The organism is Caproiciproducens sp. NJN-50 (assembly GCF_004103755.1).
Classification (GTDB): Bacteria; Bacillota; Clostridia; order Oscillospirales; family Acutalibacteraceae; genus Caproicibacter.
Genome location: NZ_CP035283.1, coordinates 2,085,171 through 2,099,525, shown reverse-complemented (window position 1 = coordinate 2,099,525; position 14,355 = coordinate 2,085,171). Strand labels below are relative to the sequence as shown.

General features: G+C 51.2%; 15 protein-coding genes. 14 read left to right on the top strand and 1 reads right to left on the bottom strand.

Annotated features, from left to right (window positions below; translation table 11 throughout):
• The first annotated feature begins 1 nt into the window (after position 1).
• Positions 2-931, top strand: a complete 930-nt coding sequence (cbiQ, locus tag EQM14_RS10095; protein ID WP_128742822.1) for a cobalt ECF transporter T component CbiQ — start codon at positions 2-4, stop codon at positions 929-931.
• Complete coding sequence (locus EQM14_RS10090) at positions 931-1,698, top strand: energy-coupling factor ABC transporter ATP-binding protein (RefSeq protein WP_205703254.1); 768 nt, start codon at positions 931-933, stop codon at positions 1,696-1,698. The genes cbiQ and EQM14_RS10090 overlap by 1 nt, the downstream gene beginning before the upstream one ends.
• Here the strand turns inward: EQM14_RS10090 and EQM14_RS10085 are convergent.
• Positions 1,686-1,973: a hypothetical protein gene (locus EQM14_RS10085; RefSeq protein WP_128742820.1), complete on the bottom strand. Its 288-nt coding sequence runs from the start codon at positions 1,971-1,973 to the stop codon at positions 1,686-1,688. The two genes, EQM14_RS10090 and EQM14_RS10085, sit on opposite strands and share 13 nt — an antisense overlap.
• A 293-nt stretch (positions 1,974-2,266) precedes the next feature.
• Between EQM14_RS10085 and EQM14_RS10080 the strand changes: the two genes are divergently transcribed.
• From EQM14_RS10080 to EQM14_RS10025, 12 genes are all read left to right on the top strand, one after another.
• A complete protein-coding gene (locus EQM14_RS10080; RefSeq protein ID WP_164919033.1) occupies positions 2,267-3,163 on the top strand; it encodes a dihydrodipicolinate synthase family protein in 897 nt (298 codons plus the stop codon).
• A 204-nt stretch (positions 3,164-3,367) separates the two neighbouring features.
• Positions 3,368-4,447: a C4-dicarboxylate TRAP transporter substrate-binding protein gene (locus EQM14_RS10075; RefSeq protein WP_128742816.1), complete on the top strand. Its 1,080-nt coding sequence runs from the start codon at positions 3,368-3,370 to the stop codon at positions 4,445-4,447.
• A gap of 108 nt (positions 4,448-4,555) precedes the next feature.
• Positions 4,556-5,788, top strand: coding sequence for an enolase C-terminal domain-like protein (locus EQM14_RS10070; RefSeq protein ID WP_128742815.1), 1,233 nt, complete (start codon positions 4,556-4,558; stop codon positions 5,786-5,788).
• A 66-nt stretch (positions 5,789-5,854) separates the two neighbouring features.
• Positions 5,855-6,130, top strand: coding sequence for a UxaA family hydrolase (locus EQM14_RS10065; protein ID WP_164919032.1), 276 nt, complete (start codon positions 5,855-5,857; stop codon positions 6,128-6,130).
• Between the two features lie 17 nt (positions 6,131-6,147).
• Positions 6,148-7,308, top strand: coding sequence for a UxaA family hydrolase (locus tag EQM14_RS10060; RefSeq protein WP_128742808.1), 1,161 nt, complete (start codon positions 6,148-6,150; stop codon positions 7,306-7,308).
• A 20-nt stretch (positions 7,309-7,328) separates the two neighbouring features.
• Complete coding sequence (locus EQM14_RS10055) at positions 7,329-7,829, top strand: TRAP transporter small permease (protein ID WP_128742807.1); 501 nt, start codon at positions 7,329-7,331, stop codon at positions 7,827-7,829.
• A complete protein-coding gene (locus EQM14_RS10050; RefSeq protein ID WP_128742806.1) occupies positions 7,826-9,112 on the top strand; it encodes a TRAP transporter large permease in 1,287 nt (428 codons plus the stop codon). Before EQM14_RS10055 ends, EQM14_RS10050 begins: the two co-directional genes overlap by 4 nt.
• Before the next feature lie 33 nt (positions 9,113-9,145).
• On the top strand, positions 9,146-10,330 hold the full coding sequence (locus EQM14_RS10045) for an ABC transporter substrate-binding protein (RefSeq protein WP_128742805.1): 1,185 nt from the start codon (positions 9,146-9,148) through the stop codon (positions 10,328-10,330).
• 15 nt (positions 10,331-10,345) lie between these two features.
• On the top strand, positions 10,346-11,512 hold the full coding sequence (locus tag EQM14_RS10040; RefSeq protein WP_128742804.1) for a CaiB/BaiF CoA transferase family protein: 1,167 nt from the start codon (positions 10,346-10,348) through the stop codon (positions 11,510-11,512).
• A complete protein-coding gene (locus tag EQM14_RS10035) occupies positions 11,509-12,636 on the top strand; it encodes a CaiB/BaiF CoA transferase family protein (protein WP_128742803.1) in 1,128 nt (375 codons plus the stop codon). Before EQM14_RS10040 ends, EQM14_RS10035 begins: the two co-directional genes overlap by 4 nt.
• 67 nt (positions 12,637-12,703) lie before the next feature.
• Complete coding sequence (locus EQM14_RS10030; RefSeq protein WP_128742802.1) at positions 12,704-13,150, top strand: MaoC family dehydratase; 447 nt, start codon at positions 12,704-12,706, stop codon at positions 13,148-13,150.
• A gap of 43 nt (positions 13,151-13,193) precedes the next feature.
• Positions 13,194-14,327: an acyl-CoA dehydrogenase gene (locus tag EQM14_RS10025; RefSeq protein WP_128742801.1), complete on the top strand. Its 1,134-nt coding sequence runs from the start codon at positions 13,194-13,196 to the stop codon at positions 14,325-14,327.
• The last annotated feature ends 28 nt before the right edge of the window (positions 14,328-14,355 follow it).

Below are 14,355 nucleotides of genomic sequence, written 5' to 3'. Positions count from 1 at the left end.
AATGCAGCAAAGCGGATGCGGAAACAGGATTCCGGAATGGCTTTTGAAGAACGAGGATGGCTCCTTCGGGGACCATCCCGGTTCCAAAACGCATTTTCTGCGTAGAACGTTGAAAAATATATCCGGCGTCGTTGAGAATGAACTGTACTGTGAAAAATATGCGGCGAAGGACAATTTTCTTCAGATCGTTGATCCCAGAGTCAAGCTGTGCGTTTTTCTTGTCTTCATTGCCTTTGGCAGCATGACGGGCAATATGGCTGTTTTGACAATTCTTTCCGTGATTCCGCTTGTGTACGCGGGACTGTCGGGAATACCGGCAAAGACTTTTTTCAGACGGATCTGGCTGGTTGTTCCTCTGGCGGTCTTTCTTGTCTCGCTGCCGGGAGTCAGCAGTTTGCTGATAAAAGGCCGTCCCCTTTTTTATGTGACCGGACCCGGTTGCTTTGGAATCAGGGACGGCATCTATTTCAGCTCAGGAGGGTTGAAAACGGCCTTCCGGCTCATGTTTCGGACGGGAATTTCTCTATCCTTCGCTTTCCTGCTCTTTCTGACAACCAGATGGTCGAAAATCACCGCCGGGTTGGAAGCCATGCATATCCCATCCATTGTTACTTCGATCTTGAACATGACTTATCGCTATCTCTTCTTATTGGCCGAAATTGCTCAGGAAATGATGGAAGCCAGATCCCTTCGCACTCTGGGTAAGCTGAAATCTTCGGATAACCGTCGGTTTATGGCGCACAGCGCCGCGTATTTGTTTTTGAAAGGACACGGCATGAGCGAAGAAATCTATGAGGCCATGTGCTGCCGCGGCTATACGGGAGAGTCGACTGGGCTTCTTGATCTTAAGATGGAATGGAGAGACGGTGTCTTCCTTGTCATCAATGCTGCGATATTATTTCTGTTAATTGTGGGGGAACATGTCAAGTGATGAAAGACGGAGAAAATCCAATCTTTGAGCTGGAGGGAGTCTCTTTTTCCTATCCTGGCTGCCAGCCGGTCCTGGACGACGTCCGGTTCACGATCTGCAAAGGGGAGCGCGTATGTATTCTCGGCGCGAACGGATGCGGCAAATCAACACTGCTGAAATTGCTGTCGGGCTTGCTTTCTCCTCAGAAAGGGATCTTTCGCGCCTTTCACAATGTGGTATCGGAGAGAGATTGGAATGACGATCATTTTTCCGGAAAGTATCACCGTCAGGTAGGTTTTATCTTTCAGAATCCGGACGTACAGCTTTTTTGCAGCACGGTGGAGGATGAAATAGCGTTCGGCCTGCTGCAGCAAAAGCTTGATCCGGAAACAGTCAGAAGCAGAATCAGTGACATTTCCGCGCTGCTCGGCATAGAAAATCTGTTGGGAAAGACTCCCTATAAACTCAGCGGGGGGGAGAAGAAGAAGGTCGCTTTGGCTTCCGTGCTTGTGATGAATCCCGAAGTCCTGATTTTGGACGAGCCGACAAACGGTCTGGATCCCAGAACCCAGGTCTGGCTGATCCGTCTTTTGAATTCTTTGGGAGAAGCTGGAAAAACGATCATCACCTCAACGCACAATTTGGAACTTGTTTCAAAAATATCGGATCGCGGAATCCTGTTTTCAGAAGAACATAAAATTGCGGCCGATTCCCGGATTGACGATCTGATTGGAAACATTGATCTGCTGAAATCCGTCAATCTTGTTGATGAATATTACGGAATCTGAAACGGCGGTTTGCGGATACAAAATAGTGGAGGGCCATTCCCTTTCCCGAAGGAAGCTTTGCCGTTTCGTTCCGAAAACTGTATGGAACGGCCGAGGACCAAGACGGTCAATCGAAGTTGGAGGAACAAAACCAAATCACGGGCGGTCAAGCCGGGACCGTATCCGGCGAACAGAATATCCAGGAACCATGCAGGTTCCTGGATATTTTTATGGAAAAATTCAGCGAGTTGCTTTTTCTGATTGATTTTGTTTCCATAAGACATATCCGCCATCATCGGAGGACTTTCAGAAACAAATCTATGGAGATTGACGGAGTGATGATTGAATAAGAGCAAATCGTTTTAAGATAGCCCAACATTTGTTTTGATTTTACAACTTTTTCGGTGAAAATTACGAAACAGTGCTTGACAAGTTTTTCTCAGGAGTATATGATAAAAATGCGCCTGAAAAATAGAAAAACGTTTCCGCACAGCGGAAAAATGAGTGGTAAAAACAGGGGGTGTGAAAGACATAGGGCCAAAAGAAGCCTCGATGCATAATTGTTCTTGAGAAAATAGGAGGAATGGGTATGGATGCAGTTTACTTCACGCCTGCCATTACATTGTTTCATGAAGATGGCAGATTGGATCTTGTAAGCCAGAAGAAACTGTATGACAATTTGATTGAAAACGGTATTGACGGCATTTTGGTGGAAGGAAGCAGCAGTGAATTCTTCGCAATGAATATGGAACAAAGAAAAACGATGGCGAAGTTTGCAATTGATGCGATTTGCAGCCGCGTAAAATTAGTGATTGGAACAACCAGCATGGTGGCGGACGAGACGGTGTCATTTTCAAACTTCTGTCTGAAAAACGGCGCTGATGCTGTCATGATTTTACCCCCATACTATTTTCAGTTTGGCAGTGAAGCGTTGTTCCAGTACTATGACCGACTGGCATCCATGATCGACGGTCCAATGTATCTGTACAATTTCCCACAGAATACAGGATGCACGATTCCGGCGGAAACCGTTCTGGAACTTGCCGAAGCCCACGGTAATATTATCGGGATAAAGGATACGATTGCCGGAATGGACCACACCCGAATGCTGATCGAGCTTGTCAAGGGCAAAATTCCTTCATTTGAAATTTATTCCGGTTATGATGACAATTTTGCGCACAATGTTTTATCCGGCGGCAATGGCTGCATTGGTTCCCTTTCGAACGTTGTGCCGGCGGTATGTGCGGATTGGGTCAAAGCGATCAGGAAAAACGATATTGAGGGAATCGCGAAAGGACAGAAAATCATTAACCGTTTGATGCGCCTTTACACCATACGCAGTCCGTTCCTTCCCGTTTTGAAAGAGGCACTGAAGCTGCAGGGCGTGGCAACCAGCAGCACCAGCACCTTTCCCATGCCGGATGCTACGGCGGAAGATGATGCGAAAATATTGGAGCTTCTGAGACCGGGATGCAATGGCTTCTGACCAAAAGCGTAAAATCCATGACCCGGAAAATTAACTTGATAAGCTATCGACGTGGAATCCGGCGGCGAGAGCGAAACCCGGATTGAATCACCTGAGTGTGACCTTAAAATGGGAGAGATCAGTTTCAGCAAAATAGGCAATTACTTTCAACTATTCTGGAATTAATTTCCGCTCTGAGGAAATAAGTACAAAGGAGAGTTTGTAATGAAAAGTAAGAGGAAAATGAAAAGAGCACTTGCGATTGTACTGGCAGCTGCGATGACTCTGACGCTGGGGGCCTGCGGTTCGCCATCCGGCACCTCCGGTGCGTCGAGCAGCGGCGCATCGAACGCCGCCGCGAATTCTGCCGGCAGCAAAGACAAAGTGGTGATTCAGGTGGCCTATGAAAACAACCCCGGTGAGCCGGTGGATGCCGCAGCGAAAGAATGGCAGAAGCTGATTGCGGAAAAAAGCAACGGGACCATGGAAATTAAACTGTTCCCCTCCAGCCAGTTGGGGTCCAAAACAGACCTGATTGATCAGATCGTCATGGGGGAACCGATCATTACCATTTGCGACGGGTCCTTTCTGGCGGAATACGGCGCTCCGGAGTTGGCCATTGTTTCCGCTCCCTATGTTTTCCAGAATTTTGACCAGTGCTGGAAACTGATTAAGACGGACTGGTGGAGCCAGCAGGCGGATCTGCTTGCACAAAAGGGCGTTCATATTGTCACCACCAACTGGATTTTTGGCGAGAGAAACATCATGACGACGAAGCCGGTGAAAACCATTGGCGACATGAAAGGCCTGATCCTTCGCACGCCGAATACTCCTTCCTACATGAAAGCGTTCCAGTTGATGGGTGCCGCGCCTACGGCGATGGCAATCGGAGACGTTTACACTGCACTTCAGCAGGGAACGATCGACGGGCTTGAAAATACTTTTACCACCCTGTACGGCGGCGCCTATTATGAAGTGGCAAAATACATCACCATGACGAAGCACGTTGAAATGTTTGCGCAGTGGATCTGCAGCGAAAAATGGTTTGACGGCCTTACAAAAGAACAGCAGCAGATTCTGGCTGAGACGGGCGATCAGGCTGGCCTGAAAAATAATGACCTGCAGACCAACGGCACAGAGGATTACATGAACAAAATGAAGGATAAAGGCGTCACGATCATTGATCTCAGCGACGCGGAGCGGGCCAAGTTTGAGGAAGCTTCCGCAGCGCTGTACAAGGATTCCACCATTACGAAAGACTGGCGCAACGATCTCTATGGTTACATCCAGGGTTTGGTTAAATAATTCGGCTTATCTCTTCTAGTATTTCTTGATATCCACAGGGTGGAGCAGGCCGCGCTGTCACTCCAGTCCTGCTCCAGCCCTCCTATCGAAAAGGAAAGTTGGAAATTTATGAGCAATGTTGTCATAACGGGCATAGAAGTCGAAGATAAGCGCTTTCTGCTGGAAGACGGCGCCGGGTCGGACGCAGTACATACCGTCCCGCAATACGCTTACGCCGTATGCAAACTGAAAACTGAAAAAAATATGGAAGGGATCGGAATTGCCTTTACTTTAGGGAACGGAAACGACCTGGTCTGCAGGGCGATCCAATATCTCTCGGAATCTCTGGCAGGGAAAGAGATTCATGAACTGATGAGCGAATTTGGCAAGGTGTTTGCCGAACTTGCCGACTCACCCTGTTATCGCTGGCTGGGACCCCATAAGGGCGTGGTTCATCTTGCCTTGGCAAGCATCACCAATGCCTGCTTTGATCTCTGGGCAAAATCCCAGGGTGTCCCGCTTTGGAAACTGCTGACGGACCTGACCCCCGAAGAAGTGATCCGGCTTCTGGATTTTCGCTATATGGAAGACGCGATGACGGCCGGGGACGCGCTGCAGATCCTGAAAACGGCGGAAGAGGGAAAAGAAGAGCGCAAAAAAGTTCTTTCGACAGGGTATTCCGGCTACGATACCTCGGTGGGATGGTTTAACTATTCGGATGAGATCGTGGTTGAAAACACAAAAAAAGCGATTGAAAAAGGCTTCACCGCCATGAAGCTCAAGGTTGGTTCCAAAGACCCGGAAAGGGACATCCGGCGCGCGGCGCTGATCCGCAGGGTTGCGGGAACGAAGGCCACGATCATGCTGGATGCGAATCAGCAATGGACGCTGACGGAGGCCGTCCGGATCATTGGAAGGCTGAAAGAAATCGATCCCTACTGGGTCGAAGAGCCGACGGACCCGGATGATGTTCTCGGCCACCAGACTTTAGCCAGAGCGATTTATCCAACCCGCATCGCACTGGGCGAGCATGTCCCCAATAAAGTGATGTTCAAGAACTTTTTGCAGGCGAATGCGATGAGCTTTAATCAGGTGGACGCGGTGAGAGTCGGCGGGATCTCCGAATTTATCCTGATCAGCCTGTTATCCAGAAAGTATCATGTTCCGGTGATTCCCCACGTGGGCGATATGGGGCAGATTCATCAGCATATGGTGCTCTTTAACCACATCAGCGTAGGCCATCCAAGTCTCTTCCTGGAATACATTCCCCATCTGCGTGAATATTTTAAATATCCGGCGCAGGTTGTGAACGGAAGATACATGGTACCCCAGGAACCGGGCAATTCTTGTGATTTTGTGTGAGAAGTATTTTTTATTATCAGCGGAATTTAATTCCGAAATACGGATTTTGAATTTGAGGTGGCTGCATTGGTCGCAGTTTTAATTGACCCAAAGGATAATGTGGCGGTTGTATTGGACAGCGTAAAAGAGGGGCAGGAGGTGTTTTGCAGGAACGGGGCGATTCAGTTAAGCATAAAAGCAAAAAGCGACGTTCCACGTTATCATAAAATATCGGTCTGCAAAATCGGAAAAGGCGACGCGATCGTAAAGTACGGCGAACACATCGGCGTTGCGGCAGAGGAGATCGAAGCGGGAGTACACGTTCATCTTCAAAATGTGCAGAGTCGGCGGGAAGCGCTGTAAGAAGGAGGTAAGGAAAATTGGAATTTCTGGGATATCGGAGACCGGATGGCAAAGCAGGAGTCCGAAACAAAGTCCTGATTCTTCCTGCCAGCATTTGCGCTTCAGACACAGCCGGAATCGTTGCTCAGCAGGTTGAGGGGACCGTAACGTTTCACAATCAAAACGGCTGTTCGCAGGTACCGAGCGATATGCAGCTGACGATGGACGTGATGGCCGGGATGGCCGCCAACCCGAATGTTTACGGTACCGTCGTCATTTCGCTGGGATGTGAAACATGCCAGATGGACCTGGTTACGGAGGAAATCCGGAAAAGAACGAACAAACCGTTGGAGCGTTTTGTGATACAGGAAAATCACGGAACCATCACTACGGTGGAAAAGGCCTCCAGAGCCGCCAGAGCAATGGTGGCGGAAGCCTCCATGCAGCAGAGAATCCCCATCCCGGTTTCGGAACTGGTTGTTGCGACGGAATGCGGAGGATCCGACCAGACCAGTGGTCTGGTGTCCAATCCGCTGATTGGAGAAATGTGTGACCGGCTGGTCGATTTGGGAGCGACGGCGGTTCTTTCCGAAACGACGGAGTTTATCGGCGCGGAACACATTCTTGCACGCCGTGCCCGGACCCCGGTGGTGAAGGATCGCATTTATGACATTGTGCATCGGTATGAAAACGCTTTGAAGCTGGTCGGTGAGGATGTGCGCGAAGGAAATCCTTCTCCCGGAAACATGGCGGGCGGGCTGACCACGCTGGAGGAAAAATCCCTGGGCTGCATTCATAAAGGCGGCCACCGGCCGATTGAAGAAGTCTACGACTATGCAAAACCGATGAGCCGGAAGGGCCTGGTCATTATGGACACGCCGGGGAACGATCCTTCGTCCGTCGCCGGGATGGCGGCCGGCGGCGCACAGCTTGTGGTGTTTTCCACAGGGCGGGGAACACCCACCGGAAATCCTATTGTCCCTGTGATTAAGATCACGGCGAATCAGGATACATACCACTGCATGGAGGATAACATCGACTGCGATGTAAGCGTGCTTCTCACTCAGCCGGAGCGCATGGGCGAATTCGCCGAACGGCTGCTTCGGACGGTTGTGGAAACGGCGGACGGCAAGCGGACGAAGTCGGAGATTCTGGGACTGGAGGAAATGGCGATTGCAAGGGTTTGCAATTATGTATGAAATGAGGGTGGCTTAACGAAATGAAAAAACGTGTGTTGAAGATTCTGGGGAACTTGGACATCACGGTGTCTGGAATTACGGCCGTAGCGCTGATTATTCTGACGTTTGCAGGCGTGATCAGGCGATACGTATTCCGTGACCCCATCACTTGGATGGAAGAGATGCAGATGATCATGTTTGTCTGGGTAATTTTTCTGGCGGCAGGTGCCGCGTTTCGCACCGGCGGACACATTGCCATTGAAATCGTGGTGGATTCCCTGCCGAAAAAAGCCAAACGGGCGGTCGAATTCATTGATGTTTTTCTTGAACTTCTGATCCTTATTTACCTGTTTCTCCAAAGCGGCATTTATTATTTGCAGCTGATGTCGACCGGCAAACTCACAACTCTGCTGCGCATTCCTTACAGTTTTGCGTATGTTGCCGTTCCGCTGGGGTGTTTCCTGATGATTGTCAGCCTTCTTTTTACGGAAATCAGCGGGCGTCTTGCAAAACGCAAGAGAGAGGATGAGGAAAAGCTATGAGCGTACAAATCACGATCGCACTGATTCTCATGCTGGTGCTGCTGTTCTTAAAAGTTCCCGTCTATCTTTCCGTGATCGCGGGAAGCGCGGTTTACTTTTTTCTCAATCCGGGCGTCAACTCGATGATATTGGCGCAGCGCGTAGTTTCAAGCGTGCAAAGCTCTTCGCTTCTGGCGGTTCCGTTTTTCGTCTGCGCGGGCGTGTTTATGAATTATTCCGGAGTGACGCGGCGCATCATGGCTCTTTGTGACGTCCTAACGGGACGCCTGTACGGCGGTCTTGCGCAGGTAAATGTCCTGCTCTCCACTTTGATGGGCGGACTGTCCGGCTCCAGCCTTGCCGACGCCGCGATGGAAGCCAAGATTTTGGTGCCTGCCATGGAAGAGAAGGGAATGTCGAAAGAGTTTTCCTCCGTGGTTACCGCCGCTTCCGCGATGATCACACCGCTGATTCCCCCGGGAATCGCGATGATTCTGTTCGGATCCCTCGCCGACCTCTCCATCGGAAAGCTGTTTGTTTCCGGTATTGGCGTGGGCCTGATGCTTTGCCTGGGCGAGATGGTAACGGTATCGGTCATTTCCAGGCGAAGAGGCTATATGCCGAGCCGTCAGCAGCGTTTAAAGAGCAAGGAAGTGCTTCCTGTCCTGAAAGAGGCGGTCCTTCCGCTATGCCTGCCGGTCATTATCATCGGCGGGATCCGGCTCGGAGTTTTTACCGCCACGGAAGCGGGTTCTGTCGCGGTGATCTATTCCGTCATTCTGGGTCTGATTTATAAAGAGCTGGATTGGAAAACCATTAAAGACGGAGTGAAGGAAACGGTCATTTCCACGACCAGCATCATGCTGATTATCGGTGCGGCGTCCGCCCTGTCCTGGATCCTGACCAAGGAGCAGATTCCGCAGTCCCTGACGAACATGATGCTTCAGGCGACCAGCAGCAAATATGTATTCCTGATTCTGTGCAACCTTTTCCTGCTGTTTGTCGGAATGTTCATCGAAGGCAACGCGGCCATGATTATTCTGGTCCCTCTGCTGTATCCGATTGCCCTGAGCTATGGGATCAACGCGATCCAGTTTGCCATGGTCTTTATCTTCAATATGGCGATCGGGTCCCTGACTCCCCCGATGGGAACGCTGATGTTTGTGGTGTGCAACGAAACAAAATGTCCGCTGAAGACGTTTATCAAGGAGAGTATCCCGTTCTATGTCACTTTGCTGGGAGAACTGCTGCTCATGACCTTCATCCCGATTCTGACGACAGGACTGGTCGACCTGATCTACTGATGAAATCCCCCCCCGACAGGGGGATAAACCAAAATGGAAAAGAGCAAGGTGAAAAAAACAATGGAACTCAGAGGAATCACTTGGGACCATGAGAGAGGCTACAATCCACTGATCCCGGTGACGGAACGGTTTTGCAGCGCGCATTCCGGGGTTGCAATTACCTGGACCAGGCGCAGTCTGAAGGACTTCGGTGATTTTCCCGTGAGCAGGCTGGCGGAGAAGTACGATCTGATCATGGTTGACCACCCCTTTATGGCCGAGGCACTGCAGGAGAAAATTCTTCTGGTGCTGAACGAGTATCTGGAACCGGCTTTTCTGGAAACGCTGGAGCGCGAGAGGATCGGACAGAGCCTGAGCTGTTACTGTGTGGACGGATTTTACCAGGCGCTTCCGGTGGACGCGGCCACACAGGTGGCGGCGGCAAATATGGAGTTTTTCAGGAAAAAGGGTCTGCCGCTGCCGCGCACGTTTCAGGACGTTCTCGACCTGAAAAATTGGCTGGGTGATTTCTGGATCGGCACGGCAATGTCCGCGACGGATATCTTCAGTATCTACCTGAGCTTTGTCGCCCAGCAGCGCGGAGAAAATTATTTTGATCTCCGGAAAGGAATTAACCCGGCTGCTGGCGAGAAGGCCGCGGAGCTGCTTTACCTTCTCGCATCCGTTTCCCATCCCGATTCTTTTGAGATGAATCCGATTCAGCTTTTGGATGCCATGTCGTCAGAGGGGAAAATCGTTTACACTCCCTATCTCTACGGATATACGAATTATTCCCGGGACGGGTTCCGGCGGCATCCGCTTGAGTTTTGGGACGCCCCCCTGCTTTGGGAAAACGCGGAGGTTTCCACGCAGATGGGCGGGGTAGGGATCTCTGTTTCCGGACAGATTGCACCGGAAAAAACGGAAAGCGCTGTCGCTTTTGCCAAGTACCTCGCTTCTGCCGAGGTACAGAAGGGAATTTATACCGAAGCGGACGGGCAGCCGGCGGCAAAATCAGCCTGGCTGGATGAAAAAAACAATCAAATGACGCGCGGCTTCTTCAAAAATACCTTCAAAACGCTTGAAACATCGTTTGTAAGGCCGAAAATAGCGCGATGGAACGACTTCCAGGAAGAGGAATCCGCCGATCTGCATCGTCAAATCAAAGAAAAGAAATCTCCGCGAATAATCGCAGAACATTTTAATCAACTGTATTATGCCGACCGCGTGCATCAATGAATCAAGGAGGATGGAATGAAACCATTAGAGGGGACGGTTGTGCTGGATTTCAGCCAATACCTCGCAGGGCCCAGCGCGGCTCTGCGGCTGGCGGATCTTGGCGCCCGCGTCATCAAAGTGGAGAACCCCAAAACGGGGGACAATGCCCGGCAGCTTTCTTTGAATAATCTGTATGCGGATGGAGACAGCGTCAACTTTTACACGATCAACAGAAATAAAGAAAGTTTTGCTGCCAACCTGAAGGATGCCGGCGACCGGGAAATGGTAAAAAAACTTATCGCCAAGGCGGATGTTTTAATCGAAAACTTCCGTCCCGGCGTGATGGAGAAATTCGGCCTGGATTACGAAAACGCCAGGAAAATCAATCGGCGGATCGTCTACGCTTCGGTCACGGGATACGGAACAGAAGGACCGTGGAAAAAGAAACCGGGGCAGGATCTGCTCATTCAGTCTCTTTCGGGACTGGCTTATCTGAATGGGAATGCGGACCAGCCGCCCATGCCGTTCGCGGTGTCGATCGTAGACACCGTGTCCGGTGCCCATCTGGTTCAGGGAATTCTGGCCTGCCTGATCCGCCGCGCAAAAACGGGGGAGGGCGGAAATGTTGAGATTTCCCTGCTGGAATCGATCCTTTCATTTGAGGTCGAAGCCGTGACCGTTTATTTGAACAACGGCCGCCGGATGCCGGAACGATCCGGTTTTAACAATGCACACGCTGCGCTCGGCGCCCCGTATGGAATCTATGAGACAAAGAACGGATATCTCGCGCTTACCATGGGGTCCGTGGTCCGCCTGGGGGAGATCCTGGGCTGCAGGCGTCTGACGGAATATACGGATCCAGAGGTCTGGTTCACAAAGCGCGATGAGATTAAAAAAGTCCTTCAGGAACACCTGAAACAGGAGGAGACCGGACATTGGATGTCACTCCTGGAGAAGGCCGGATACTGGGCTTCGGAGGTCATGAACTGGGAACAGATGACGAGTCATGAAGCATTCCGCGTCCTTGATTTTGTGCAGGACGTGCACCGCCCCGGCCAGCCCGGACTCCTGACGACCCGGTGCCCGATCCGCGTTGACGGGAAGATGCTGAAGTCAGAAAAATGGGCCCCGAAACTGGGCGAGGACAATGAGAAGATCATCTCGGATTTTCACTTGAAAGGTGAGGAGGAGAGGCGGATTTGAAACCACTGGAAGGAATGCTGGTTCTGGATTTCAGCCAGCTTTTGGCGGGACCTTACGCAGGCCTCCGTTTGGCGGATCTCGGCGCGAGGGTGGTCAAGATCGAAAATCCGAACGGGGGCGACCTCAGCCGCAAAATGGCGCTCTCCAATTTGTATCTTGACGGCGAGAATTCTTTGTTTCACACGGAGAACAGGAATAAAGAGAGTCTGGTGATCGACCTGAAAGATCCCTCGGACCGGGGCAGGCTGGATGAGCTCTTGAGCCGGGCCGATGTCATGCTGATCAATTTTCGCCCCGGAGTGGCGGAACGCCTGGGAGTCGATTATGAATCGGTAAAAAAGATCAATCCCGCTTTGGTATACGGGGAAGTGACCGGATATGGGAAAAAAGGACCCTGGGTCGGAAGGCCGGGGCAGGATCTGCTGGTTCAGGCGGTGTCCGGGATCGCGTATCAGAACGGGAACGCGGACCAGCCGCCTTTGCCGGTGGGACTCAGCGTTGCGGATATCCTGGCGGGCGAACATCTGATTCAGGGGGTGATGGCCGGCCTGGTCCGCAGGGGAGTGACGGGACGCGGCGCTTACGTGGAGGTCAGTCTGCTGGAATCCGCGCTGGATCTTCAATTTGAAGGACTGACCACCTTCCTGAACGATGGGCATGAGCTGCCGGTGCGGAGCGGGATCAACAACGCCAGTCCGTTTATTGCGGCTCCCTATGGAATCTATCGAACCAAAAACGGATACCTGGCTTTGGCGATGGGTTCCATTCCCACCCTGGCAGAGCTTTTAAAGTGCGATGAACTCAAAGGGTATACGGATAAAAGGGAATGGAGCAGCAAACGGGACGAGATAAAGATGATTTTGGCCGAACATCTTCTGAGCGGAAATACGGAGGAGTGGTTGGCTGTACTGGAACCGGCCGATATCTGGTGTTCCGATGTGATGGACTGGGACCGTTTGATGAAGACGGAAGAGTTTCAGACTTTGGATATGACACAGGAGGTAGTCCGGTCAAACGGGACGAAAATCGAAACGCTGCGCTGCCCGATCCGAATCGACGGAGAGAAATACAAATGCTCCAAGGGTTCGCCAAGGCTGGATGAACATGATCCGGATTTACCCTGATCCGTTTTGGATCTGATGTCAATAAAAATATGGTGATAAAGATAATCAAGAATCGAGGCTGATTTTTATGACAAAAGAAATCTATTATGAGGATTATAAGATTGGCGCGGAAAGAGAAACAACCGGCAGGACGGTCACGGAGGCGGATATTGTCCTTCACGCGGGCCAGACGGGAGACTTTTTTCCGCACCATATGGACGCGGAATGGTGCAAGACAACGGAATTCGGGCAGCGGATCGCGCACGGAACCCTTGTGTTCAGCATCGGTGTGGGCCTGACCGCTTCCGTCATCAATCCTGTCGCTTTTTCTTATGGGTATGATAAGCTGCGCTTTATCCGTCCGGTATTTATTAACGACACCCTTACAACAAAAGTGGTGATAAAGAATAAATACCCCAGTCCCAAGCATCAGGACAAGGGATTTGTCGTGGAGAATGTTCAGGTTTACAACCAGAAAAAAGAGCTGTGCCTGGTCGCGGATCATCTGCTGCTTTGCCAGATGAAAAACCAGTGATGCCGCGCCCGGTCCCTCTCATCGAAGCTGTGGAGGTTTACAAATGAATTTTACCTTGACCAAAGAGCAGTCGCTGCTCCGGAAGGCGATTCGGGAATTTTCAGAAAACGAAATCAAGCCCATCGCCGCCGAAACGGACCGAACCTGTGAATACCCGGCTGAAACGATTCAAAAGCTGTTCCATTACGGCTATTTGGGTCTGAATATCCCGAAGGAGTACGGGGGAGCCGGGGCGGACGATCTGTCTTCCGCGCTGGCGATTGAAGAGGTTGCAAAAGCCTGTGCAAGCACCGCCGACATTATGGCAACGCATAATGGGTTGTGCTGCGGACCGATTATTCAGTTTGGCACCGGGGAGCAGAAAGCCAAATATCTTCCCATGCTGGCGTCCGGACATCTGGGTGCGTTTGCGCTGACGGAGCCGAACGCCGGATCGGACGCCTCCAAAGGGACCACGACCTGTTTCCCGGATGGAGACCACTGGGTGATGAACGGTTCCAAGGTCTTTATTACCAACGGCTATGTTGCGGATCTTTTTGTGGTATTCGCCATGACGGACCCTTCGAAGGGAACAAAGGGAATTTCCGCTTTTCTCGTCGAAAAAGATTTTCCGGGCTTCTCCGTGGGGAAGCATGAAGAAAAGATGGGACTGCACGGCTCTCCCACTGCGGAAATTGTTTTTACAGACTGTGTGATTCCAAAGGAAAATCTGCTGGGATCTTTGGGAAAGGGCTTTAAAATTGCCATGACGGCTCTGAACGGGGGCCGAATCGGCATTGCCGCCCAGGCGTTGGGCATCGCGGAGGCCGCGATGGCGGAAGCTGTTGCCTACACGAAGGTCAGGACGCAGTTCGGCAAGCCGATTTCCAATTTCCAGAACACGCAGTTCAAGCTGGCCGATATGGAAGTCGCCATCTCGTCGGCAAGGCTTCTCATGTATCACGCCGCGGCGAACAAAATGGAGGGCCTGCCCTATGTCAAAGAGGCGGCGATGGCAAAACTGTCGGCCTCCGAAACGGCGATGAAGGTCACGACTCAGGCGGTCCAGATGCTGGGCGGCTACGGCTACACCAGGGACTATCCCGTTGAACGCATGATGCGGGATGCGAAAATCACTGAAATTTACGAAGGAACTTCCGAAATCCAGCGGATTGTGATTTCGAATAATATTTTATAAAAAAACCGTCCGGTAAGGCTAATGAAGA

What these genes read in the sequence shown, in the direction of transcription:
- EQM14_RS10085 (WP_128742820.1), bottom strand. Translation starts at nt 1,973, where the DNA reads ATGATGGCGGATATGTCTTATGGAAACAAAATCAATCAGAAAAAGCAA.
- EQM14_RS10080 (WP_164919033.1), top strand. Translation starts at nt 2,267, where the DNA reads ATGGATGCAGTTTACTTCACGCCTGCCATTACATTGTTTCATGAAGAT.
- cbiQ (WP_128742822.1), top strand. Translation starts at nt 2, where the DNA reads ATGCAGCAAAGCGGATGCGGAAACAGGATTCCGGAATGGCTTTTGAAG.
- EQM14_RS10055 (WP_128742807.1), top strand. Translation starts at nt 7,329, where the DNA reads ATGAAAAAACGTGTGTTGAAGATTCTGGGGAACTTGGACATCACGGTG.
- EQM14_RS10045 (WP_128742805.1), top strand. Translation starts at nt 9,146, where the DNA reads ATGGAAAAGAGCAAGGTGAAAAAAACAATGGAACTCAGAGGAATCACT.
- EQM14_RS10075 (WP_128742816.1), top strand. Translation starts at nt 3,368, where the DNA reads ATGAAAAGTAAGAGGAAAATGAAAAGAGCACTTGCGATTGTACTGGCA.
- EQM14_RS10070 (WP_128742815.1), top strand. Translation starts at nt 4,556, where the DNA reads ATGAGCAATGTTGTCATAACGGGCATAGAAGTCGAAGATAAGCGCTTT.
- EQM14_RS10030 (WP_128742802.1), top strand. Translation starts at nt 12,704, where the DNA reads ATGACAAAAGAAATCTATTATGAGGATTATAAGATTGGCGCGGAAAGA.
- EQM14_RS10040 (WP_128742804.1), top strand. Translation starts at nt 10,346, where the DNA reads ATGAAACCATTAGAGGGGACGGTTGTGCTGGATTTCAGCCAATACCTC.
- EQM14_RS10025 (WP_128742801.1), top strand. Translation starts at nt 13,194, where the DNA reads ATGAATTTTACCTTGACCAAAGAGCAGTCGCTGCTCCGGAAGGCGATT.
- EQM14_RS10090 (WP_205703254.1), top strand. Translation starts at nt 931, where the DNA reads ATGAAAGACGGAGAAAATCCAATCTTTGAGCTGGAGGGAGTCTCTTTT.
- EQM14_RS10050 (WP_128742806.1), top strand. Translation starts at nt 7,826, where the DNA reads ATGAGCGTACAAATCACGATCGCACTGATTCTCATGCTGGTGCTGCTG.